Genomic DNA, 21,152 nt, shown 5'->3' with positions numbered 1-21,152 from the left:
AGCTCCGCTGCTCGACCACCCGCATCACGAGCCTTGTTCAGGCTGTCCTCACCCTGCATCTGGCCAGCTCAGGCTGAAGATGGAAAAGGCTCAGTTACTCCCCCAAGAAGCTGGGCTTCTTCTAGAGCAGCGAAGTCCGTTGTCCGGGACGGGAATTGAACTCCCAGTCCACACCCATTTCAGAAAATTGGAGTAGCCACCACACTACCCTGAGCAACCTGCATTGGCCCCGGGGCCTTCACTGCCGGACCAGTCGCGGACCAGAGTCGATCTCGCCTCTCCCGCGCACGCCCTCGCCTCCGGCCGTTTCGGCGGCCCCCGCGGGCGGATCCCGGCTCCGCCCCCATGAGCCGTGGTCCCGCACCACCGGGACACGCCACGGCAGCAACGGGAGCCGGACCGGCTGAGGGCTCGCCCGTCTCGGGCGGTCAGACGGCGAGGGCGGCGGTCAGGAGCCACCCGGTGCTGCGGAGTCGAACCGCCCCGCCGGTCTCGTGAGCACCGAGGCCTTCGGTCAGGCGGCGCCGCGCAAGGGCCTGGGCGGCGGGATCGACCGAGCCGAGGAGGTGCCGGCCGGGGCCGGAGCCGAGGAGGAAGTCCGCAGCCTCCCCGGCGGTTCGGCCCCAGGTCCCGTGCGCCTGGACGTGTTCGGCGCGCACGTTCTGGAGACCCGCCGTACGAAGCGGGCCGGTTGCGGTGTCGGGGTCGGCGAGGGAGAACATGCCCGGTCCACCGGGTGCCCCGAAGCCACCGATCGGCAGGATGTCCTCGAGCGCGGTGAGCGCGGTCAGCCACTCGCTCCCTTCGGGCTCCCGCGCTCAGGAAGGCGATGCGCCCACCCGGACGCAGCGCGGAAGCGATGTTGGCGAACGCGGCGGCGGGGTCGGAGAAGAACATGATGCCGAAGCGGCTCATCGCGACGTCGAAGGCGGCTCGGGGAATGTCGTGGACCTGGGCGTCGCCGTGCGTGAAGGAGATGTTGGTGATTCCTTCTTCAGCGGCCGCCGTCCGGGCTTGCTCAAGCATGGGCCCGGAGAGGTCAAGGCCGACCGCGTGGCCCTGCCCCGCTGCACGGGCGGCCAGACGCGTGGTCGCGCCCGCGCCGCAGCCGATGTCGAGAACATGTTCTCCGGGGCGAATCGACGCGGCCGTCAGCAGTGGCTCGTCGAAGCCGGCGTTGACGGCGTTCCAGCGGTCGTGGTGGGCGGCCCAGTGCGCGCCTTCATAGCCGTTCCATGCCTGGGCCTGGGCGGTGTTGGCGGTCTGCTGCATGCGGGATGACCTCCGATTGCGTAGCGAGAGCCCTAGAATGGTCGCACGCCCAAACAGTATGGGCGCTCGCCCATACTTGCAATGCCCTTGCTTCAGGAGGAAGTTGATGTCACCGCGCGGAGTAGCCATAGAAGGCCTGCGGGAGCGGCTGTTCGCGGCGGCAGAGCGTGTCCTGGCCCGGGACGGGGCCGCGGCGCTGACGAGCCGGGCCGTCACCGAGGAGGCCGGGTGCGCCAAGGGAGTGCTGCACACGCACTTCGCCGGGCTGGACGAGTTCGTCGCCGAACTGGTCCTGTACCGGTTCGGGACGGCCGCCGCGCTGTCGGAGGACCTGCCCTCCCGAGCGGGTAACGGTTCAGTGGCAGAGAACCTCGCGGACGTGGCCTCGGCGGTGCTGTCCCTGGATCCGGGGCTGGTGGTACTGGCGGTGACCCGGCCGCTGGCCGCCCGGCGCGTCCGGGAGGCCTGGCAGGCCGGCGCCCCGGGGTTCACCGCGATTCAGGAGGCGGTCAGCGGCTACCTGCGGGCGGAGCAGGAGCTCGGGAGGGTCGCGACGCCGCTGGATGCGGAGTCGGTGGCGCTCGCGCTCGTGGGGACGCTGCACCACCTGCTGATGACCGGCTCGGCCGATGCCGCGCAGGGTTCTCAGGCTCAGGTCGAGCGACTCATCCGCGTGCTGATCCGTACGGCGTGACATCCATCGCCCCGAGGAACGGGTGCGGCAGCGAGGGGGTGTAGCCGGTGGCGGGCAGGAGGATCGTCGAGCCGGATCAGAGGTCGGTGCACGTGGCCGTTCGTCGCGTGGGTCTATTCGCCCGGCGGCCAGTCGTAGCCGCCAGCACGGTGACCTTCGTGGTCGTGGGCCCGTGGACGAGAGCGATTTCGTCGTGCGCCCGCAGCTCGATCCCGGACGGGTCACCGGGCCGTTCCTTGCCATTGACGTAGGCGTGGAGCACGTGGCCGTTCCCGGCCCTGAGGCCGCCGATGGACTCCGTGGTGAGGGCGACGTCCCATTCGGCCATGAACCGGCCCAGGCTGAAGGCGGCTTTGACCGGCGACTCGACGTGGATCACGCCGTCTGCGGCGTGCGTGTGCAGGGGGCTGATCTGCCGGGTCCGCTGGTCGACGCCGATGTTCGGCGGGGCGGCGACCGGCTTTCCGTTCACGATCACGTCGAGGTGGGCGTGGATGTGCTCCGCGTTGCCTTCTTCGCCCAGCATGGGCAGCCCGGCGGCGACGACCCGGGCCGGAGGATCGTTGGGGGGGTGGCGCACGGCGGGCTGGTGCTTCTGCCTGGGGATGTCTTCATCGGAACCGTGGGGACGCCGGTAGATTCCGGTGACCGGGAGGTCCCGCCGCCGGATGACACGACGGCGATCGTGATGCCCGCGATGACGGCGGCGGCAATGACACCCACGATGGCGATCAGCAGCATCCGCCGGCGGTACGCTCTCCCCTCCCGCTCAGGCTGGACACCGAATCGTGAAGCCCGCCCGGCGAGCCCGGTTCCGGGCGGTGCAGGCTGCAGCCGGCATGCGCCGACGTACCCCGCCGGGGTAATGTCGGAGCTCATCAGGTCCCCATGGGACGGGGATCGAAGGGTAGAGCGGTGATCAGCGGACAGCTCAGCAGACGGGGCATCACCCGGCTGATGGCCGTGTGCACGGTTCTGCTCGGCCTGTTCCTCATGCACGGCGCGCCGGCCACTGCCGCCGAGGGCTGTCACGGTGCAACGTCCCACGTCACTCCCATGGACAACGGCCACCGCCACGCGGCGATGAGCCCGGCGGCCGAGGCCACCGGCCACGGACCGACCTTCGAAGCCTCCCCGGTGCCGGGAACGGACGGAGGGTCGTGCGTCTCCACCCCCGCACACGAGCGGATCTCGCTGCCGGCCCCCGGCCTCCTGGCCGCGGCCGTCTTCGGGGTGCTCACGGCAGGGCTGTCAGCGCACCTGCGGGCAGCCGGAGGCGGGACCGGACGGCGCGGCCCGCCTGGCAGTGGGCGGGATCTGCTGAATCGGGTCTGCATCGCGCGGACGTGACAGGCACCGCCGAGCCCCGGCCACCGGCCGGGCTCAGGCACCGCCCCTGCACGTTCCCGCGCGCCACCGCTGTGGTGCGCCCACCCGGAAAGACCTCGCGAAATGTTCGCTTCGCACCGCTTCACCGTCTGTGGCCGCGCCCTGGCCGCGGCCGGCACTGCCGTCGCCCTGGCCCTGACCCTGGCCGCCTGCGGTTCGTCCGACGACTCCTCGTCCATGCTCGGTATGGACCACGGCACCCGTTCCTCCGCCTCGCCCAGTGCGTCATCGTCGATGGGTGACATGCCCGGCTTGTACCACATGGCCGCCGCGGGCTCCGGCCTGTCCGACAGCCAGGACGGCTACCGCCTCACCTCCGCGGAGACGACTCTCGCGTCCGGCAATCCGGCCGCGTACCGGTTCACGATCAGTGGTTCGGACGGCAAGCCGGTCACGGCGTTCGCACTCGAGCAGACCCAGCGGATGCACTTCTACGCCATCCGCTCGGACCTGACCGGCTTCCAGCACATCCACCCCGTCATGGCCCCCGACGGCACCTGGACCGCCGACCTGGCCGCCCTCACGCCCGGGACCTGGCGGATGTTCACCTCCTTCACCCCCGACAGCGGGAGCGGCAAGGGCAAGGACCTGGTGCTGTCGCGCACGGTGACCGTTCCCGGCAACGTCGCCGAGACCCCGCTGCCCGCCCCGGCGACCACGGCCGAGGCCGACGGTTACACGATCACCGTCCAGGGCCGGCCCATGGCGGGCATGGCGCACCCCCTGACCGTCTCGGTCTCCAAGGACGGCAAGCCGGTCACCGACCTCCAGCCGTACCTGGACACCTACGCCCACCTGACCGCCTTCCACGAAGGCGACCAGGCGTTCGCCCACCTGCACCCGACCACGCAGGTCACCGGCGACAACGGCGGGCCTGACCTCGCCTTCCACGCCGAGTTGCCCACCGCGGGCAACTGGCGGCTGTTCCTCCAGTTCCAGACCGGCGGCAAGCTCCACACCGCCGCCCTGACCCTGAACGTCGGCTGAGCCCGGCGGGCGCCGCCCGCAACGGCGGCGCTCGCCTTCCCCAGCCTGCCCGCAGTCGCGGCGTCCATGGAGAAGGCACCCGGGACCGGGCACAGCCACGGCAGTGCGGAGGAACCCGGCCACGAGGACGGACAGGCTCCCGTCGTGCAGCCCGCCACACCGGCCGCCACCTCCGTGCCGCCGGTCTTCCCGAGTCCGGGACAGCCCAGCCAGAAGGCGCCGAGTTCGGGCGACGGCCACGCGCACAGCCACTGACCGGCTCCTGCCCCGGCCCTCTTCCGGGGCAGGAGTGACGGCGGACCGGCGGCCGCGCCCTCAGCGGGCCTTGAGCATGGCGCGCATCTGTGCGATCTCGGCGGTCTGGCTGCGGATGATGTCGGTGGCGAGGTCCTTCGTGGGGTCGTAAGAGCCTTGACGAAGCTCGGACTTGGCCATGTCGATGGCGCCTTCGTGATGCTCGATCATCATGGTCAGGAACATCGTGTCGAAGGCCCGGCCGGAGGCTCGGTCCAGACCCCTCATCTGCGTCTTGTGCATCATGCCGGGCATCGACGTCGCATCGTCATCGCCTTGTCCCATGCCGGCCATGTCCTCCATGCTGCCCATGCCCCGCGGCACGGGTTCGCCCCATGCCTCCAGCCACCCGGTCATCGTCCGGATCTCGGGGGCCTGCGCCTTCTGGATCCGCTCGGCGAGGGCCTTCACCTCCGGCGAGGAATCGTGGCTGCGGGCCATCTGCGCCATGACGATGGCCTGGCGGTGGTGGGGGATCATCCGCTGGGCGAAGGTGACGTCAGCCTGATTGTGCTCGTCAGCCTGTGCGAGGACACGCATCGTCACGCTGGCGAAGTGGGCCGGCTCGGCCGAGGCGGCGGTTACGGCGCCGCCCGGGGCGGCCAGGACGAGCGCGGTCACTGCTGCGGTCAGGGCGGCGCGGCGGCCGGTCGGACGGTTGGTGCTCATGATCTGCCTCCTTGGACGAGCCTGCGGGCGGGCCTGCCAGTGCGGTGGAACAGGATCGGCGCGCCTGCCAGGACGGCCATCAGCGCGGCCATGGCGCCCACCTGCCTGCCCGTCGTAGGGGGCGCGCTGTCAGGCGCGGCCCGGCCCGGTGGGGTGATCGTGCTTGTCGAGCCGGTCGTGGCCGGACGGGCGGTGCCCGTGGTGTCCGTCGTTGTGCATGCAGTGCATCATGAAGAACATCATCAGCGGGCAGGCGCCGACGATTGCGAGTCAGGCCAGCGTCGCCACCGGGTACGCCGAGCGCCAGGGCTCCGACGAACGCGATCGCGGCGGCGAGCGCGTACAGGCCGTAGTTGCGGTCGGTGTTCACGGCGGCCTCCTTGCCGAAGTCGTGGCTACCCCGGCCCGGGATCGCACATCGGCCGGGCTAAGGGTCGTTCTGCGGGTGCGTGTGCAAGGCGGCCAAGCGGTGCTTGTACTCGTCCTCGTCGGCCTCTCCTCGAGCCAGTCGCTGGGCGAGGATGTGTTCGGGTGTCGGGGCCGCCGAGGTGTGCATGTGCTCATGAGGGCGCTCCAGGGCCCGGAAGAGGAGCACGGCTGCGGTGATGATCAGCGCCCCGAACAGGATCATGCCGACCGACATCGCGAACCAGCCCCGCCCGCTGACGTCGTGGTCATACCAGAACATCATCGCCGCTCACCTTCTTCACCGAAGGAGGCTTGTCCCACCTGCATCGTCACACCGGCCGGGTTGCGATGGAGGGGGCCGAATAGGCCCCTCACGAGGCCGCCCGGGCCCTGCCGCGCGGCACCGGGTGCGGGCGCATGCTGGAAGGGACGGGCCGAACAGGGAGGCGAGACCCCATGGGCGCCCTTGATGCTGTGGTCGTCGCGGCCGCCGTGGCGGTGATCGGCGGGTTGGGCTGGTACTTCTTCGGCCCCCGCCGGGCCGGATCCGCCCGGCTGGAGGACGGGGTTCAGCGGGTGGACGTGGTCGTGCGGGGCGGCTACAGCCCGAACCTGATCAAGGTCCGCCAGGGCACGCCGCTGGAGCTGGTCTTCGACCGCCAGGAGTCCGGGGAGTGCACCTCCCGGGTCGTGTTCCCGGATCTGCACGTGAGCGCCGGGCTGCCCGCCCACACACGCACCACGGTGCGCCTGGCCCCGGACAGACCGGGCACGTTCGGCTTCGCCTGCGGCATGAACATGATCCACGGCACCCTGCTCGTCGAACCGGACGGCCAGCCGGAATCCGCGTCACTACCAGCCGCCGGCCGGGCCACCACCGCGCCCGGTGGCGCCCCGGCATCCGCCGTGGAGCGGTCGGCGGCCGAGGCGGAGGCCGCCGACGTCGCCGAGCGTCAGGCGGAGATCGCGAACCTGACCCGCCGGGTCGTGATCGGTGCGGTTTTCACCGCACCGGTGCTGTTCGCGGTGATGGCGCACGAGCTGTTCGGGGCGGACTGGGTACCGGGATGGATGCTGAACCACTGGCTCCAGCTGGCCCTGATCACCCCGGTGATGTTCTACACCGGATGGCCGATCCACGTCACCGGGTGGCTGGCGCTGCGCCACCGCAGCGCCGACATGAACTCGCTGATCACCCTCGGCACGAGTGCCGCCTACGGCTACAGCCTCCTCGTCACCCTCGCCCCCGGCCTCCTTCCGGAGGACGTGCGCGAGGTGTACTACGAGGCCGTCGGCGTCATCCTCACCCTCATCCTGCTCGGCAGACTGCTGGAGGCTCGCGCGAAGGCCGGCACGGGCGAGGCCATCCGTTCCCTGCTGGGGCTCCAGGCCCGCACCGCGCGCGTCGTACGGGACGGTACCGAGAGCGAGATCCCCGTCGAGGACGTCGCCGTCGGCGACGAGATCGTCATCCGACCGGGAGAGAAGATCCCCGTTGACGCCGAGGTCCTGACCGGATCCTCCGCCATCGACGAATCGATGGTCACGGGCGAGCCAATGCCGGTCACCAAACGCGCCGGGGACACCGTCATCGGCGCCACCGTCAACACCACCGGATCCCTGCGCGTACGCGCCGCCAAGGTCGGCGCGGACACGATGCTCGCCCAGATCGTCCGCCTCGTACAGGCCGCGCAGGCGTCCAAGGCGCCCATCCAGCGTCTGGCCGACGCCGTCTCCGCCTACTTCGTGCCCGCTGTCATCGCCATCGCCGTCGCCACCTTCGCCGTCTGGTTCACCGTCGGGCCCGCCCCGGCCCTCACCCTGGCCCTCGTCTCGGCGGTCGCCGTGCTGATCATCGCCTGCCCCTGCGCGCTCGGCCTGGCCACCCCCCTGTCGGTGATGGTCGGCACCGGCAAGGGGGCCCAGGCCGGCATCCTCATCCGCTCCGCCGAGGCCCTGGAAACCGCCCACAAGCTCGACACCGTCGTCCTCGACAAGACCGGCACCGTCACCGCCGGAAGGCCCGTCCTCACCGACGTCCACACCGCCGACGGCACCGGCGAATACGAGCTGCTGGGGCTGGTGGCCGCAGCCGAGGAACCGAGCGAACACCCGCTCGGACAGGCCATCGTCGCCGGCAGCCGCGAACGCGGTGTGACCTCGTCGGCCGCTTCCGTCTCCGACTTCGACTCCGTCACCGGCCAAGGTGTCAGGGCGACCGTCGACAGCCACACCGTCCTCGTGGGCGCCCCCCGCCTCCTGGCCGGCGCCGGCATCGACACCGGCTCGCTGAGCACAGAGGCGGCGCGCCTGTCGGCCGAGGGGAAGACGCCCGTGCTCGCCGGGATCGACGGCAGGCCGGCGGGGGTCCTGGCCGTGGCCGACACCGTCAAGGACGACTCCGCGGAAGCCATCACCGCCCTCCAACGCCTCGGCATCGAGGTGGTCATGCTCACCGGCGACAACGCGCGTACCGCCGCCGCGATCGCCGCTCAGGTCGGCATCAGCCGGGTGCTGGCGGAGGTGCTGCCCGAGCACAAGGCCGACGAGATCCGTCGACTTCAAGCCGAAGGAAGCACCGTCGGCATGGTCGGCGACGGCATCAACGACGCCCCCGCACTGGCCGCCGCCGACGTGGGCCTCGCGATCGGCACCGGGACCGACGTCGCCATCGAAGCCGCCGACATCACCCTGATCTCCGGTTCCCTCACAGGAGTAGTCACCGCCGTCCGCCTCTCCCGCGCCACCATGCGCAACATCAAGCAGAACCTGTTCTTCGCTCTCGTCTACAACGCCATTGGCGTCCCCCTCGCCGCCGGCGCCCTCTACCCCCTGTGGGGCATCCGCCTCAGCCCGATCATCGCCGCCGGAGCCATGGCACTGAGCTCCCTGTCCGTCGTGACCAACGCCTCTCGCCTGCGCCGCTGGCGCCCCGCTCCCCTACCGCACACCGCACCGGCCCGCGTCGAGCCCAAGGCCGAGACTCCGGCCGACCACACGGCATCCCTCCGCCGCCCCAACACCACGAGCCCTCACCCGCATCCCGGCCAGGAGCACGCGAACTCGGACGGCTCGGGTAGCGCACGACGGGTCGTGGACCCCGTGTGCGGCATGCGGATCGACCCGACGGACGCCGCGGAGCACCGCAAGACCGACACCGGTGAGTACCTCTTCTGCTCCGCCCACTGCGCCGCCGCCTTCAACGCCGACCCAGGGCGCTACACCACCACACACGACGACGCACACGAAAGCGGGTAGGCCCCTCGTGGAGGGCGTACGGTCAGACCACGGTCGGGGCGCGTCCTCTCTGCCGGAGGACCGCCCGGACCAAGATCCGGACCATTTCCGGACCAGCACCCGCCAGAGAGCCGCACCAACTGCCGTTTCCGCTGGTCAGCATGGGTGCAACTGGCGTACCACCAGACGACCAAGAACCTGCTGGTCAGCTACTCGCCGAAGAAGCTCGGGTTCCTCTAGCGGTACGAAAGAAGGCGCCTGGGCACTGCTGGCGCCCGTACTCCTCTCTCCCCCCCTGTGATCTGGGACTTCTGATGTAGGACGACAGGAAGCCCAAGCGAAACCTTGTCACGCCGCTGGAATCGGCGGGCCTGCTCGCGCTTGCCACGCAGGGAGGCCAGCAGGAGCGCGGCGGCGGCGAGGGCCGATCTGCCGCTGTTCTCCGTCCCGCGGCGCGATCCGCGCCGCGTGGAAGTCACACGCTTAAACATGTCTCCGGCTTCTTCGGCGTAAGCCGCGACCGCCCCTACGGCCGCGCTTCATCTCCTATGCCGAGCGCCGGAACGGCACTCCCGGGTGCCCCGTCAACCACAGGGATTGACAGCCACTTTATGAACTCATGAACGTAACAATGAGTAAGTATGCCGATGTTGCCCCGCAGGGTGAGAGGGGCGAACCCCTCACCGGAGGAGCGCACCGAAGGAGCCGGCCGTTACCGGGGCGCCCTCATCCGGCCGGGGCGGGGAGCGCGATCTCCGCCCAGATGGTCTTGCCGTCGGCGCGATGGCGGGTGCCCCAGCGCTGGGCGAACTGGGCGACGAGCAGCAGACCGCGGCCGCCCTCGTCGAAGGCACGGGCCCGCCGCAGATGCGGGGCGGTGCCGCTGCTGTCGTACACCTCGCAGATCAGCGCGTGACCCCGCAACAGCCTCAGCTGGACCGGTGGTCGACCGTAGCGGATCGCGTTCGTGACGAGCTCGCTCACCACCAGTTCCGCGGAGAACGCCACGTCCTCCAGCTCCCACGCGGCGAGCCGACCCTGCACCTTCGCACGGGCGTCGGCGACCGCCGCCGGGTCGGACGGCAGCTCCCAGGTGGCGACCCTCTCCGTGTCGAACGCCCGGGTCCGAGCGACGAGCAGCGCGACGTCGTCCAGCGGCAACTCGGGCAGCAGCGTGCGGATCAGGTCGTCGCAGGCCGCCTCCAGCGACCGGACGGGCCGTTCGAGGCACCGCCGCAGCAGCGCGAGACCACTGCCCGGATCGTGCTCCTCACCCTGGACGAGGCCGTCCGTGTACAGCACCAGCAGGCCGCCCGATGGCAGTTCCCACTCGTGGGACTCGAAGGGCAGGCCGCCCAGGCCCAGCGGAGGACCGGGAGGGATGCCCGCGAAGTCCACCGCGCCGTCGGGGGTGACCACGGCGGGCGGCGGATGGCCCGCGGTGGCCGCCGCGCAGCGGCGCGACACCGGGTCGTAGACCACGTACAGGCAGGTGGCGATGAGATCGGTGGGCCCATCGAGCTCCGGCTCGTGCGGCACCCGGGTGTCCTCCTCGGCCGCCCCGTGGGTGACCAGATCGTCGAGCTGAGTGAGGAGTTCGTCGGGCGGCAGGTCCACGTCGGCCAGGGCGCGCACCGCCGTCCGCAGCCGGCCCATGGTGGCCGACGCCCGCAGCCCGTGCCCCACCACATCGCCCACGACGAGCGCGACCCGTGCCCCGGACAGGGGGATCACGTCGAACCAGTCGCCGCCCAGTCCCGCCCGGGTGCGCGCCGGCAGATAGCGGTGCGCCACCTCCACCGCCTCCTGCGCGGCGAGCCGGCTGGGGAGCAGACTGCGCTGCAGGGCGAGCGCGGTGTCGCGCTGCAGGGTGTAGCGCCGGGCGTTGTCCACGGCCACGGCGGCCCGCGCACCGATCTCCTCCGCCAGGTACAGGTCGTCCTCCGTGAAGGGCTCCTCCCGCCGGTGCCGGACCAGCAGTGCCACTCCGAGGATCACGCCCCGCGCCCGCAGGGGAACGACCATGAGCGAGTGGACGCCGAAGGCGCGGACCACGCCCGCCCGCCCGGGGTCGGCCGCCTCCCACGCCCTGACCGCCTCGTCGTCGGTGCGGTGCAGCGAGGACCTGCCGGTGGCCAGGCAGCGGGCGGGCGGCGAGGACTCGGGGTAGTCGTCCAGGTCCCCGGGCCGGGCCAGCGCCTCGGGCACACCGGGTAGCACCGACTGCTGCCCCGCGCGCCGCAGGGTGACGCCGCCCGTGGCGGACGGCTTCGGCTCGACCCCCCGGAACAGGGAGTCCAGCAGGTCGATGGTGACGAAGTCGGCGAGCCGGCCCACCGCCACGTCGGCCGTCTCCTGGGCGGTGCGCATCACGTCCAGGGTGCTGCCGATGTGCGCGCTGACGTCGTTCAGCAGCGTCAGCCGCTCCCGGGCCAGGTGCTGCTCGGTGACGTCGAGCGCGGACAGCTCCAGATGGCGCACCTGTCCCGTCGGGCCCCTCAGCGGGGACACGGTGATGGACCAGACCCGGTCGGGGGCGTCCGGCCGGGACCTGCCCCGCACGTGGAACTGTTCGGTCTCGTGCGTGTCGAGCACCCGGCGCATGCCGTCCTCGACCTTGTGGCAGATGTGCGGCGGCAGGACATCGGTGACGCGCCGGCCCGCCAGCTCCCGTTCGCTGAGACCGAGGTCGCGTTCGGCGCCCGCGCTCGCCCGTACGGCCCGCAGCTCGGCGTCGAACACCATGACGGGGAGGCGGCACTGCGTGAACACCGCCTCCGCCGACGCGGAAGGCGGTCCCGGCAGCTCCGTCGGCGTCGCCACGAGGAGCCGCTGGTCCCGGCCCTCACCGTCCGACCACGGGAACGCCCGCAGCCGCACCGCCACGCGCCGGCCGTCCCGGTGCCGCAGCGACGCCGTCACGCTCCGGCCGCCGAGGACCGCGCGGACCGCCCCGCCGGTGTCCCGGTCCGTGCCGAGCAGCCGGGCCGCGGGGCGCCCGATCGCCGCCCGGGACGGATAGCCGAGCAGGCGCTCCGCACCCTCGCTCCACCCCGTCACCACGCCCCGGGCGTCGACGACGGCCGTGGCCGACATCGTCGGATCCGGGAGGTCGTCGGCGTCGCCGTCGAGCGGGATGCCGTCGCGCATGTCGATCATCGCCCGTTCTGTCCTCGGAGCCGGCCCGGCCGACGGGTGAAGCCGTCGGGGCCACGCGTCGGCCGACGTGACGATCCGGTCGCGCCGGTCCCCGAAGCCGGGTCTGTCGCCCCCTGCGTCTCTTCTACTTCTACCGTCCTACGCGTCGGGTCGCGTGTCCTGGCGGAGGGCGCCGGGACGACACGGTCGCGTGCCCTGGCCGGACGGAGGCTGCCGGCGGGCGCCGCGCCCCGTGCGGTCCCCGCCGCCGAGCACGTGCGGGGGCTGCGCCCAGCGCGTGCGGGGACTGCCACGTGCGGGGACTGCCGGCGTGCGCGTGCGGGGACTGCCGGCGTGCGGGTGCGGGTACTCCCGGCGTGCGTGCGGGGCTCCGCCGCGAACGTACGGGTGCCGCCCCTGAGCCCGTGCCGCTGTGCGCGTAAGGCCCTGCCGCCGAGCGCGTGCGGGTCCTGCGCCTTGCGCGTGCGGGGACTGCCGGGCGTGCGCGTGCGGGACTGCCGGCCTGCGCGTGCGGGGGTCCGCAAACGTACGGGTGCCGCCCCTGAGCCCGTACCGCTGTGCGCGTAGGCTTCCGGCCGCTGTGCGGCACCCCGCATCGCGCCGGGCGCGGACCGTCCGCAGTACGTAAGCTGATGGAGGCGGGCGGGGGTGTCATCCGGCAGGGACAGAAAGCGGTGACGAGCAACCAGCAGGTGCCCGGTCTGCCCGGCGCCCAACGAGCGGAGCGGGCCGACGGCCTGCCGTTCCAGCCGCACGCACTGGCCGCCACTCGGGCGGCGGCCAGTGCGGCGGCGCTGATCGCCGCTGGGGTGGGCGTGCTGAGCCTGACCGGCTGGATCTTCGACATCGTCGCGCTGAAGCGCGTCCTGCCCGGCGTCACGACGGTCATGAAGGCCAACACCGCGGTGGCCGTCATCGCCCTCGGCCTGTCCCTCTACGTCGTCGGCCGCGGGCCGGTCCGCTCACGAACGGCCGCCGCGGCCCGTGCGGCGGCGGCCCTGACGACGGTGATCGGCGCCCTCGCCCTCGTGGAGTACGCGACCGGGGCGAACCTCCACATCGACGAGCTCCTCTTCACCGACAACACCGCCGACCCGGGCACCCCCGGCCGCATGGCCCCGAACACGGCCGCGGCACTGACCCTCGGCGGCGCGGCGGCCCTCTGCGCGAGCGCACGCCGCGTCCCCGCCTGGATCAGCCAGATCGCGGGCCTGGCCGTCCTCGCCCTCGGCACCCTGCGGCTGTACGGGGCCGCCTACCGGGTGCCCGAGCTGGAGCGCTTCGGCCCCTACACGGGCATGGCCCTGCACACCGCGCTGGCCCTGGTGCTGCTCGGCGGGGCCCTCTTCCTGGTCCGGCCGGACGAAGGGCCGGCGGGCCTGCTGACGAACGCGGGAACGACGGGAGCGCTCGGGCGCCGGCTGTTCGTCACCGCCCTGATCGTGCCGCCGCTGCTGGGCTGGGGCATCCTCGTGGGCGAGGACGCGGAGCTGTTCGGGACCCGGCTCGGCACAGCGCTGCTGGTGTGCGGCCACACGATCGCGTTCAGCGCGGTGATCTTCGCGGCGCTGGCCGTGGGGCGCCGCGTCGAGGTGGCGCACGGCCGTCTCGAATGGCAGGTGCGCCAGAACCAACTGCTCCAGGCGTTCATGGACAACACGCCCGCCGTGGTGTTCGTCAAGGACGTGGAAGGCCGCTACCTGGCGGTCAACACCACGTTCGAGAAGAGCCTGAACCTTTCCCGCGAGCAGGTGCTGGGCCGCCGTGACAAGGACGTCATGCCGTCGCCCCTCGCGGGGGAGGTGCGGGCCTCCGACCTGTCCGTGCTGCGGGCGGGCAAACCCCTGCAACGGGAGGAGCTGCTCACCCTGCCGGACGGCCCGCGGGAGTTCCTCTCCACGCTCTTCCCGCTCCACGACGCCTCCGGCACCCCCTACGCCGTGTGCGGCGTGGTCACCGACATCACCGAACGGGCCGCCGCCCAGCGCGAGCTGGAACGCGCCCACCGGCGGTTCCGCGCCCTGCTGGAGTCCGCGCCCGACGCCACCCTGATCGCGGACGGCAAGGGCACCATCGTCATGGCCAACGCGCAGGTGGAGCCCCTGTTCGGCCGGACACCGGACGACCTCGTCGGCACCCAGGTCGTCGACCTGGTGCCCGAGTCGTGGCGCCGGCGGCACGGCGCGCTCCTCTGCGCCTACCTCGGCCTGCGCGACCCGCAGCCGACCGTCGTCGACCGGGACCTGTACGGGCTGCACCGCGACGGCACGCACTTCCCCGTCGAGGTGAGCATCAGCAGCCTCCAGGCCGAACTGCAGGCCGAACGGGAGACGCTGGTGGTCCTGTCCGTCCGGGACATCACCGAGCGCAGACGGGCCGAGGCCGAGCGCGCCGAGCGCTACGAACAGCACCGGCGCATCGCCTACACGCTGCAGCGCAGCCTCATGGGGGAGCCGCCCAGCCTCCCGTACCTGCCCAGCGCGTACCGGTACCTGGCCTCCCTCCAGGACCCCGGGGTGGGCGGCGACTGGTTCGACGTCATCCCCCTCGACGGCCGCCGCACCGGCGTCGTCGTCGGCGACGTGATGGGCCGGGGCCTGGAGGCGGCGGCCGTCATGGGGCAGCTGCGGGCCGCCTCCCACGCACTCGCCCGCACCGGGTGCACGCCCAGCGGGCTGATGACCGCGCTGGACAGCTTCGTCGGCGACCTGGCGGGCCAGCTCGTCACCTGCGTCTACCTGATTGTGGACCGGGACACCGGCGACGTGACCCTCTGCTCGGCGGGCCACCCGCCCGTCCTCGTCCGGCCCCCCGACGGGCCCACCCGCCGGCTGCCGGCACCGATCGGTGTGCCGCTGGGAGTCAACGACGCGAGCGGCGGCGGGGTGCCGTTCGAGGAGGCCACGCACGCGCTGCCGCCGGGCAGCCTCCTCGTGCTCTACACCGACGGACTGGTCGAACGCCCCGGCACCGACATCGAGGCCCGGATCGACGTCCTCGCCCGCACCGTGGACCGCGCGCCGAAGGACGCTCCCGCGGACCCCGAGCTCCTCGACCAGGAGGCGGACCGGGTGGTCGGCACCCTCATCCCGGACATGTCCGCGCACGACGACGACGTGACGCTGCTGCTGATCGGCGTACCCGGGGCGGACGGGGGGCGGGGGCGGGGCTGAGGGGGACTTCCCCCAGGTGCAGCACGGTGGACGGTCTCGCTTCCGGGCCCCGGCACACCTGCCTGAATCGTCCCTTCAGCGGCATTACGGTGCGATGTGATGACCGGACGGTCCGTGACGACCGCCGAGGAGCGGTGCCGACATGAGGGAGAGGCAGCTGGGGCGGCCATGGCCAGGGTCATGTGGCGGTGCCAGCCGGGATAGCGGCGGACCTGGTAGCCGTCCAGGCCGCATTCCTGTTTCGCGCTCTGGAAGCACTCCTCGACCGCCCACCGGCTTCCGGCGATTCGGATGAGCTCGTCGAGTGTGGTCTCGGCGGGACAGTAGGCGATGTAGTAGGAGATCTCCTCGGGCCTGCTCACGCTGCGGCGGGCGATCACCCAGTGCCGGCGGTCCTCGCGGTGCCAGGGCCGCACCTCGACACGGGCGGGACCTGTCCCCGAGTGGCCGCAGCCTGCGGCTGGCCGGCCGGGCGCAGTCAGAGAGCTTGTGCGGGGGAAGACGCAGCCGCACGTCTCGTGGCCGGTCGTGACAGCGTGGAAGTTCCTCAGCCGGTGGGTTGCCCGCTCCGCGGTCCAGGCCCTGGCGATTTTCTCTCTCGTGGCGCGTTGGATCGAGGCATGCGCCGTGGCGACCTGTCGGCCCGCCCCTCGCTTGTGTGCCAACTCGCCGCCGCCACGGACGGGCCATCGGTCAGAGGTCCTCTCCGTTCCGACCAAGATCCGGGCCATACGCGGACCAGCCGCCTGCAGCCTGGCCGAATCGTAACCGTTTCCGCTGGTCAGCGGCCATGCGAGGCGTGTACCACCAGCACACGAAGAACCTGCTGGTCAGCTACTCGCCGAAGAAGCTCGGGCTTTACCCGTCAGGCGCCTCTCGCTCACCTTGCCGCGCGAGAATTCGCGTGTGCAGGGACTCCCAGGTCCGCACCCGCTGGCGGGTGGATGACCGAAGCGGCATGCGCTCGTTCTCGGCGAGGCCCTTCGGTCCCTCCAAATGAACGCGCGGTGGTGGAAGGGGTGGCGCACACGGCAAGGCCGATCGCCGCGGCCGCCGTCGTCATGGCCGCGGTCTTCGGCTGCTTCCTCGTCGCCGACGTGCTCGAACTCAAGGATTTCGGCTTCGCGTTGGCCGTCGCGGTCGTACTGGACGCGCCCCTCGTCCGACTGCTCCTGGTACCGGCCTTCATGCGGGTCGCGGGGCAGGCCAACTGGTGGTTGCCCGCGTTTCTGGACCGGCACACGCCTCGAATCGAACTCGACTGAGCCGGGCGGCCCAGCCGTGCAGGAGGACCACGGCGAGGTCGTGCACCTCCCGGTCGCCGACGGAAAGGTGCCGCCGAGGCGGACGCCATCGTCTCTGGCGGCACGAATCAGCGCCGCCGGCGACGACGAGCATCGACCTGACCTCAAGCCGCCGCTCGCCGCGCGCTCAGCGCTCGACAGCGCCATGACCCGCGGCTGCGGGTACGCCGTTTCGTGACTCGTCCGCCCAGCAGCCCGCGGGCTCAGCCTTCCTCGGCGGGAACGTCGCCTGGGGATCGGACCGTCACGCGACGGCCTCCACGGTGCGGACAGGACTCGTCGGCATGACCCGTACCCGGCGCACGGTGGAGAAAGCGATCGGCAGGACGCTGCCGGGCGCGGCGACGGCACAGACGAGTACGGCGGCGTGCGGCCCGAAAGCGCCGGCCAGCAGGGCTCCTGCTCCAGCACCGAGGGGCATGGTCCCCCAGATCAGGAACCGGTTGGTGGCATTCATCCGGGAGAGCAGTTCCCGCGGAGTGGCTGCCTGCCGCAGGCTGACCGCGTCGACGTTCCAGACGCCGACGCCGACTGCGGTGATCGTGAATCCGGCAATGAGCCAGCCGACGGTGTGGGTGCCCTGGGCGAAGCCGGCGACAACGAACCCGCCGTTCAGCACGGCGCCGAGAGCGATGGCGGGGCCGACGCCGATGCGGGCGTTGAGCCAGGGGGTGGCGAGCGACCCGGCGAGGTAGCCGAGGTTGGAGACAGCGAGGATCACGCCGACCGTGGCGGCGGACAGGCGCAGGTCGTCCACGGCGTGGACGACGAACACCGCCAGCATCCCCTCGGTGCACAGGTTGATCCAGGCGGCCGCGAGGGCCAGGGGCCGGACATAGGGATGGGTGAGACAGAAGCGCAGGCCGATCGCCATCTGACGGGCCAGTTTCTCCTGCTGCCGGGGAACGGGTGCCGGCAGCTCGGGCAGGCCGTGCAGCAGCAGGGCGGAGACCAGGTAGCTGACCGCGTCCAGCGCCATGGCGAGCGGTGCGCCCAACACCTGCACCAGGGCGCCACCAACCGCCGGTCCCGAGGTCTGGGCAGTGGCGCGGACGGCTTCCAGGCGCCCGTTCGCAACTGGTATCTGCTCAGGGACCACGAGTGCGGGGAGTACGGACAGGGCGGCAACGTCGAAGAAGACGGTGACGGCTCCGACACCGAAGGCCACCAGATAGAGCTGAGCGAGCACAAGGCCGCCCAACAGGTACGACACAGGGACGGTGGCGAGGAGCAGGAACCGGATGGTGTCGCAATGGATCATCAGGGTACGGCGTGGCCAGCGGTCCACCCACGCGCCGGCAGGCAGGCCCAGCAGCAGGAACGGCACGGTGCCGGCGGCGGACAGCAGAGCGACCTGCCCGGGGGTGGCGTCCAGCGCGCCGAGCGCGGTCAGCGGCAGGGCGAGCGTTGTGACGTGTGTGCCCGCCACGCTCACTCCGACCGACGCCCACAGCCGGCGGAAGCCGCCGTTGTGCCACACCTGATGCAGCCGCATGGCTGTCTCCTCACCCTCGGTTCGAACAGATTGGAACTGTAGGATGAGCCCATTAGGGTGTCAATCCATAATCACGAGGGGTTCAATCTTGCGGGATTGGATCTGCCATTTCGCGCTGGTACGGTGTCAATCCCCGGCAGGATCAAGGGAAGGACCGAAGACAGTGGCGCGGAACCGGCAATGGCTGCCAGGACCTCTGCCGGAGGGCCGCCCGTTCTACCGGGCACTCGCCGACGCGATCGCCGGTGACGTCGCCCGCGGTCGGCTCCGACCGGGAGACCGCCTGCCGCCGCGGCGCGCACTGGCCGGCGCGCTGGGTGTGACCGTGGGCACGATCGCGCGCGCGTACACGGAGGCGGAAAGCCGCGGGCTCGTCGCCGCCGAGGTGGGTCGCGGCACCTACGTACGCTCGGGCTTCGGGCTCGCTGACACCACCGCGTCCACCTGCGTCGATCTGGCGTCCCTGCACCCGCCCCTCGGGGGCGGCATCGATCCCGCCTTCCTGCTGGGCGAGACCCTGACCGCCCTCGCGGGCGACCCTGTCGCCCTGAGGGCGGTCGCCACGACCGAGTACGGTCAGGACGCACCGGCGCATCGCGAGGCCGCTGCCGCCTGGGCCGCACACGGCGGTTGGCGACCTGATCCCACACACGTGCTGCTCACGGCAGGCGCCCAGCACGCGCTGACCGTCGCCCTGCTGGCCCTGGCATCCCCCGGCCGCGCCGTGGCCACGGCACAACTGACCAATCCCGGCCTCATCGCGGCGGCCAGACGGCTGTCGATCCCCGTGGTCGCCGTCGACACGGACGCCGAAGGAATCCTGCCCGACGCTCTCGCCCGCACCTGCGCCCGGAAGGACGTGGCGGTCGTGCATCTCGAGCCCACTCTGGCCAACCCGACCGGCCGCACCATGCCGCCGGGCCGGCGCGCCGAACTGGCGGACGTATGCGACCGGGCAGGGGTGTGGGTGATCGAGGAGGATGCCCTGGGACCGCTCGCCACCGAGCGGCCGGACCCGGTCGCCCAGCTGCTTCCGCAACGCACGCTCCATGTGGCCAGCGCGGCCAAAGCCCTGGCCCTGGGCCTGAGGGTCGGCGTCCTGACCGTTCCTGACGCCGCCTTCGCGGAACTGGCATCGACCGTGCGGGCGACGACCTGGCTGACGCCCCCGCTCCTGGCGGAGGTACTGGCCCGCTGGGTCGGCGACGGAACCGCCGACCTCATCGTCGCGGCTCGCCGCACAGCGACGGCGCAGCGCAACACGGCGGCCCGCGAGATCCTCGCGGGTCTGGACGTCATCACCGAGCCGGCGGCACCACATCTGTGGCTGCCGCTCCCGGAACCCTGGACCGCTGGGCAGTTCGCCGCCGCGACGCGTGAGGCCGGCATTCTCGTGTCCCCAGGTGACGAATACACGCCCCGGCGCGAGCACGCGGCGTTCGGGGTACGCATCGGGTTGAACGCGGATGTCGAAGACGAGGTGCTCCGCGACGCACTGCTGACACTGGTCCATCTGCTCGGCTCCGCTCCCCCTCCGGGCGCCCTGGCATAAGGGCCCCGCCGGACCTGCGGCCCGCCCCTCGTCCGTGTGCCGACTCGCCACCGCCACGGGCAATCGGTCAGGGGGGCCTCTCTGTGTCGATCAAGACCCGGGCCATACGCGGGCCAGCCACCCGGAGCTTGGCCGAGTGGCGGCCGTCTCCGTTGGTCAGCGGCCATGCGAGGCGTGTACCACCCGCACACGAAGACCCGCTGGTGCTGATGTGGGCCACCCGGCCGACGGAAACGGCCCCGAGGCGGTCGAGGACGTCCTGCGCGCGGAGACAGCCAACGGAGGCATCGCGCGCCTGCGCTGGTACCACTTCTGCCCGGGCATCCCCACCGAGATCGGCGACCGGCTGGGCCTCCCCCTCCGAGCCGACGGCTACCACGTGTGGCACCAAGCCCCGGCCGGGTGTCCGGCCTCGCCGTCAGGTGTCCTGGCGCAGGTCGGTGAGGGCGTCCTCGACTCCGCGGTGGAGCGTGGGGTAGGCGTAACGGAGTGCACGGGCGACCGAGTCGGCATCTATCCTCGGTTTGTTTACTACTGATGCTCCCGGTTCGTTTCTGCTGGTTATCGGTTTCGAGCGGCAGCAGGGCTGGTGTGAGGGGGATCTGGGCTGTGACGGATTCAGGGCTGCTTGCGCACCAGCGGCAGGAGCGGATCGCCGAGTCGGTACGCCGAAGCGGGGCGGTGCGCGTGGCGGAGCTGGTCGGTCGGCTGGGCGTCTCCGACATGACCGTACGTCGGGATCTGGATGCGCTGGAACGGTCGGGCGTGGTCAAGAAGGTGCACGGTGGGGCGGTACTGGCCTCCGGTACCTCCATGGACGAACCGGGATTCGAGGTCAAGTCGGGACTCGAGTCGGCCGCGAAGGCGGCGGTGGCGGACGCGGCCGCCGCTCTGGTCGAGCCGGGCAGCGTGGTCGCGATCTCTGCGGGGACGACGGCGTACGCGGTGGCGACCAGGCTTCTGCGCGTACCGCGACTGACCGTGGTGACCAACTCCCTGCCCGTTGCCGACCTGCTGCGCGGCGTGGAGGAACAGTACGGGACCCAAGTTCCTTCGCTGCTGCTGACCGGCGGGGCTCCGACACGGTCGGCCGCTCTGGTCGGTCCGGTGGCCGACCTGACGATCCAGTCCCTACATGTCGACCTGCTCGTTCTGGGTGCGCACGGGGTGTCCGAGAAAGCCGGGCTGACGACGCCCAACCTCGCCGAGTCGCAGACCAACCGTGCGCTCATCGGCTCGGCTCGTCGGCTCGTGGTCGTCGCGGACCACACGAAGTGGGGGGTCACCGGCCTCAGCGGCTTCGCCTCGCTGAGCGACGTGGACGTGTTCGTCACCGACGACGGCCTCGGTGGGCAGGCTCGGAGCGTGCTTTCCGAGGCCGTCGGCGAGCTGCTGGTCGCGAAGGTCCCAGAGGGCTGACCGAGTTGTCGGCAGGTGGAGACGGGGAGGCAACGGCGGCAGTCGTGCTGCCGTCACCTCTTCGACCGGCCACGGATCAGGGCCGTCGGTCTCGCGAGGC

General features: G+C 71.7%; 14 protein-coding genes and 2 pseudogenes. 9 read left to right on the top strand and 7 right to left on the bottom strand.

From position 1 onward, the window contains the following. Positions 1–428: 428 nt before the first annotated feature. A pseudogene (locus ACFY15_RS29455) lies at positions 429–1,272 on the bottom strand (class I SAM-dependent methyltransferase). A gap of 106 nt (positions 1,273–1,378) precedes the next feature. Between ACFY15_RS29455 and ACFY15_RS29450 the strand changes: the two are divergent. Then, complete coding sequence (locus ACFY15_RS29450; protein ID WP_390690647.1) at positions 1,379–1,966, top strand: TetR family transcriptional regulator; 588 nt, start codon at positions 1,379–1,381, stop codon at positions 1,964–1,966. Between the two features lie 76 nt (positions 1,967–2,042). Here ACFY15_RS29450 and ACFY15_RS29445 read toward each other — a convergent pair whose 3' ends face one another. Then, positions 2,043–2,546 carry a hypothetical protein gene (locus tag ACFY15_RS29445; RefSeq protein WP_390826379.1) on the bottom strand — a complete coding sequence of 168 codons (504 nt, stop codon included), beginning with the start codon at positions 2,544–2,546 and terminating at the stop codon, positions 2,043–2,045. A 335-nt stretch (positions 2,547–2,881) separates the two neighbouring features. Here ACFY15_RS29445 and ACFY15_RS29440 point away from each other — a divergent pair, with 335 nt between their 5' ends. Further along, positions 2,882–3,316 carry a hypothetical protein gene (locus ACFY15_RS29440; protein ID WP_390690649.1) on the top strand — a complete coding sequence of 145 codons (435 nt, stop codon included), beginning with the start codon at positions 2,882–2,884 and terminating at the stop codon, positions 3,314–3,316. Between the two features lie 102 nt (positions 3,317–3,418). Further along, complete coding sequence (locus tag ACFY15_RS29435) at positions 3,419–4,342, top strand: hypothetical protein (RefSeq protein WP_390690650.1); 924 nt, start codon at positions 3,419–3,421, stop codon at positions 4,340–4,342. 315 nt (positions 4,343–4,657) lie between these two features. Here the strand turns inward: ACFY15_RS29435 and ACFY15_RS29430 are convergent, their stop codons facing one another. Beyond that, a complete protein-coding gene (locus ACFY15_RS29430; RefSeq protein ID WP_390690651.1) occupies positions 4,658–5,305 on the bottom strand; it encodes a DUF305 domain-containing protein in 648 nt (215 codons plus the stop codon). 427 nt (positions 5,306–5,732) lie between these two features. Next, entirely contained in the window at positions 5,733–5,996 is a 264-nt protein-coding gene (locus ACFY15_RS29425; protein WP_390690652.1) for an SHOCT domain-containing protein, read from the bottom strand. Between the two features lie 173 nt (positions 5,997–6,169). Between ACFY15_RS29425 and ACFY15_RS29420 the strand changes: the two genes are divergently transcribed. Next, positions 6,170–8,971 carry a heavy metal translocating P-type ATPase gene (locus tag ACFY15_RS29420; RefSeq protein WP_390690653.1) on the top strand — a complete coding sequence of 934 codons (2,802 nt, stop codon included), beginning with the start codon at positions 6,170–6,172 and terminating at the stop codon, positions 8,969–8,971. A gap of 705 nt (positions 8,972–9,676) precedes the next feature. Here the strand turns inward: ACFY15_RS29420 and ACFY15_RS29415 are convergent. Beyond that, entirely contained in the window at positions 9,677–12,109 is a 2,433-nt protein-coding gene (locus ACFY15_RS29415) for a SpoIIE family protein phosphatase (RefSeq protein WP_390690654.1), read from the bottom strand. 674 nt (positions 12,110–12,783) lie between these two features. Between ACFY15_RS29415 and ACFY15_RS29410 the strand changes: the two genes are divergently transcribed. Continuing rightward, positions 12,784–15,282 carry a SpoIIE family protein phosphatase gene (locus ACFY15_RS29410; RefSeq protein ID WP_390826378.1) on the top strand — a complete coding sequence of 833 codons (2,499 nt, stop codon included), beginning with the start codon at positions 12,784–12,786 and terminating at the stop codon, positions 15,280–15,282. Positions 15,283–15,413: 131 nt separating this feature from the next. Here the strand turns inward: ACFY15_RS29410 and ACFY15_RS29405 are convergent. Next, positions 15,414–16,007: pseudogene (locus ACFY15_RS29405) on the bottom strand (IS701 family transposase); the annotation flags it as partial. Between ACFY15_RS29405 and ACFY15_RS29400 the strand changes: the two are divergent. Then, positions 15,903–16,547 (top strand): MMPL family transporter, encoded by a 645-nt coding sequence (locus ACFY15_RS29400; RefSeq protein WP_390826377.1) that lies wholly within the window; start codon positions 15,903–15,905, stop codon positions 16,545–16,547. The pseudogene ACFY15_RS29405 and the gene ACFY15_RS29400 overlap by 105 nt on opposite strands. A gap of 283 nt (positions 16,548–16,830) precedes the next feature. On the opposite strand, the gene ACFY15_RS29395 is transcribed toward ACFY15_RS29400, so the two are convergent. Next, a complete protein-coding gene (locus ACFY15_RS29395; RefSeq protein ID WP_390690657.1) occupies positions 16,831–18,081 on the bottom strand; it encodes an MFS transporter in 1,251 nt (416 codons plus the stop codon). A 163-nt stretch (positions 18,082–18,244) separates the two neighbouring features. Between ACFY15_RS29395 and ACFY15_RS29390 the strand changes: the two genes are divergently transcribed. The 3 genes from ACFY15_RS29390 (at position 18,245) to ACFY15_RS29380 (ending at position 21,052) form a co-directional block, all read left to right on the top strand. Next, complete coding sequence (locus ACFY15_RS29390; protein WP_390826376.1) at positions 18,245–19,633, top strand: PLP-dependent aminotransferase family protein; 1,389 nt, start codon at positions 18,245–18,247, stop codon at positions 19,631–19,633. A 211-nt stretch (positions 19,634–19,844) separates the two neighbouring features. After that, entirely contained in the window at positions 19,845–20,171 is a 327-nt protein-coding gene (locus ACFY15_RS29385; protein WP_390690659.1) for a hypothetical protein, read from the top strand. Between the two features lie 71 nt (positions 20,172–20,242). Further along, positions 20,243–21,052 carry a DeoR/GlpR family DNA-binding transcription regulator gene (locus ACFY15_RS29380; protein WP_390690660.1) on the top strand — a complete coding sequence of 270 codons (810 nt, stop codon included), beginning with the start codon at positions 20,243–20,245 and terminating at the stop codon, positions 21,050–21,052. Positions 21,053–21,152 lie beyond the last annotated feature (100 nt).

The sequence above is a fragment of the Streptomyces sp. NPDC001373 genome, from assembly GCF_042895815.1.
In the GTDB taxonomy this organism is placed as follows: Bacteria; Actinomycetota; Actinomycetes; order Streptomycetales; family Streptomycetaceae; genus Streptomyces.
Note: the sequence above shows the minus strand (reverse complement) of the source record. Positions and strands in the feature narration are given on the sequence as shown.

Coding starts and splice junctions, on each gene's coding strand:
- ACFY15_RS29420 (WP_390690653.1), top strand. CDS start 6,170: ATGGGCGCCCTTGATGCTGTGGTCGTCGCGGCCGCCGTGGCGGTGATC.
- ACFY15_RS29400 (WP_390826377.1), top strand. CDS start 15,903: ATGCGCCGTGGCGACCTGTCGGCCCGCCCCTCGCTTGTGTGCCAACTC.
- ACFY15_RS29415 (WP_390690654.1), bottom strand. CDS start 12,109: ATGATCGACATGCGCGACGGCATCCCGCTCGACGGCGACGCCGACGAC.
- ACFY15_RS29425 (WP_390690652.1), bottom strand. CDS start 5,996: ATGATGTTCTGGTATGACCACGACGTCAGCGGGCGGGGCTGGTTCGCG.
- ACFY15_RS29430 (WP_390690651.1), bottom strand. CDS start 5,305: ATGAGCACCAACCGTCCGACCGGCCGCCGCGCCGCCCTGACCGCAGCA.
- ACFY15_RS29435 (WP_390690650.1), top strand. CDS start 3,419: ATGTTCGCTTCGCACCGCTTCACCGTCTGTGGCCGCGCCCTGGCCGCG.
- ACFY15_RS29450 (WP_390690647.1), top strand. CDS start 1,379: ATGTCACCGCGCGGAGTAGCCATAGAAGGCCTGCGGGAGCGGCTGTTC.
- ACFY15_RS29395 (WP_390690657.1), bottom strand. CDS start 18,081: ATGCGGCTGCATCAGGTGTGGCACAACGGCGGCTTCCGCCGGCTGTGG.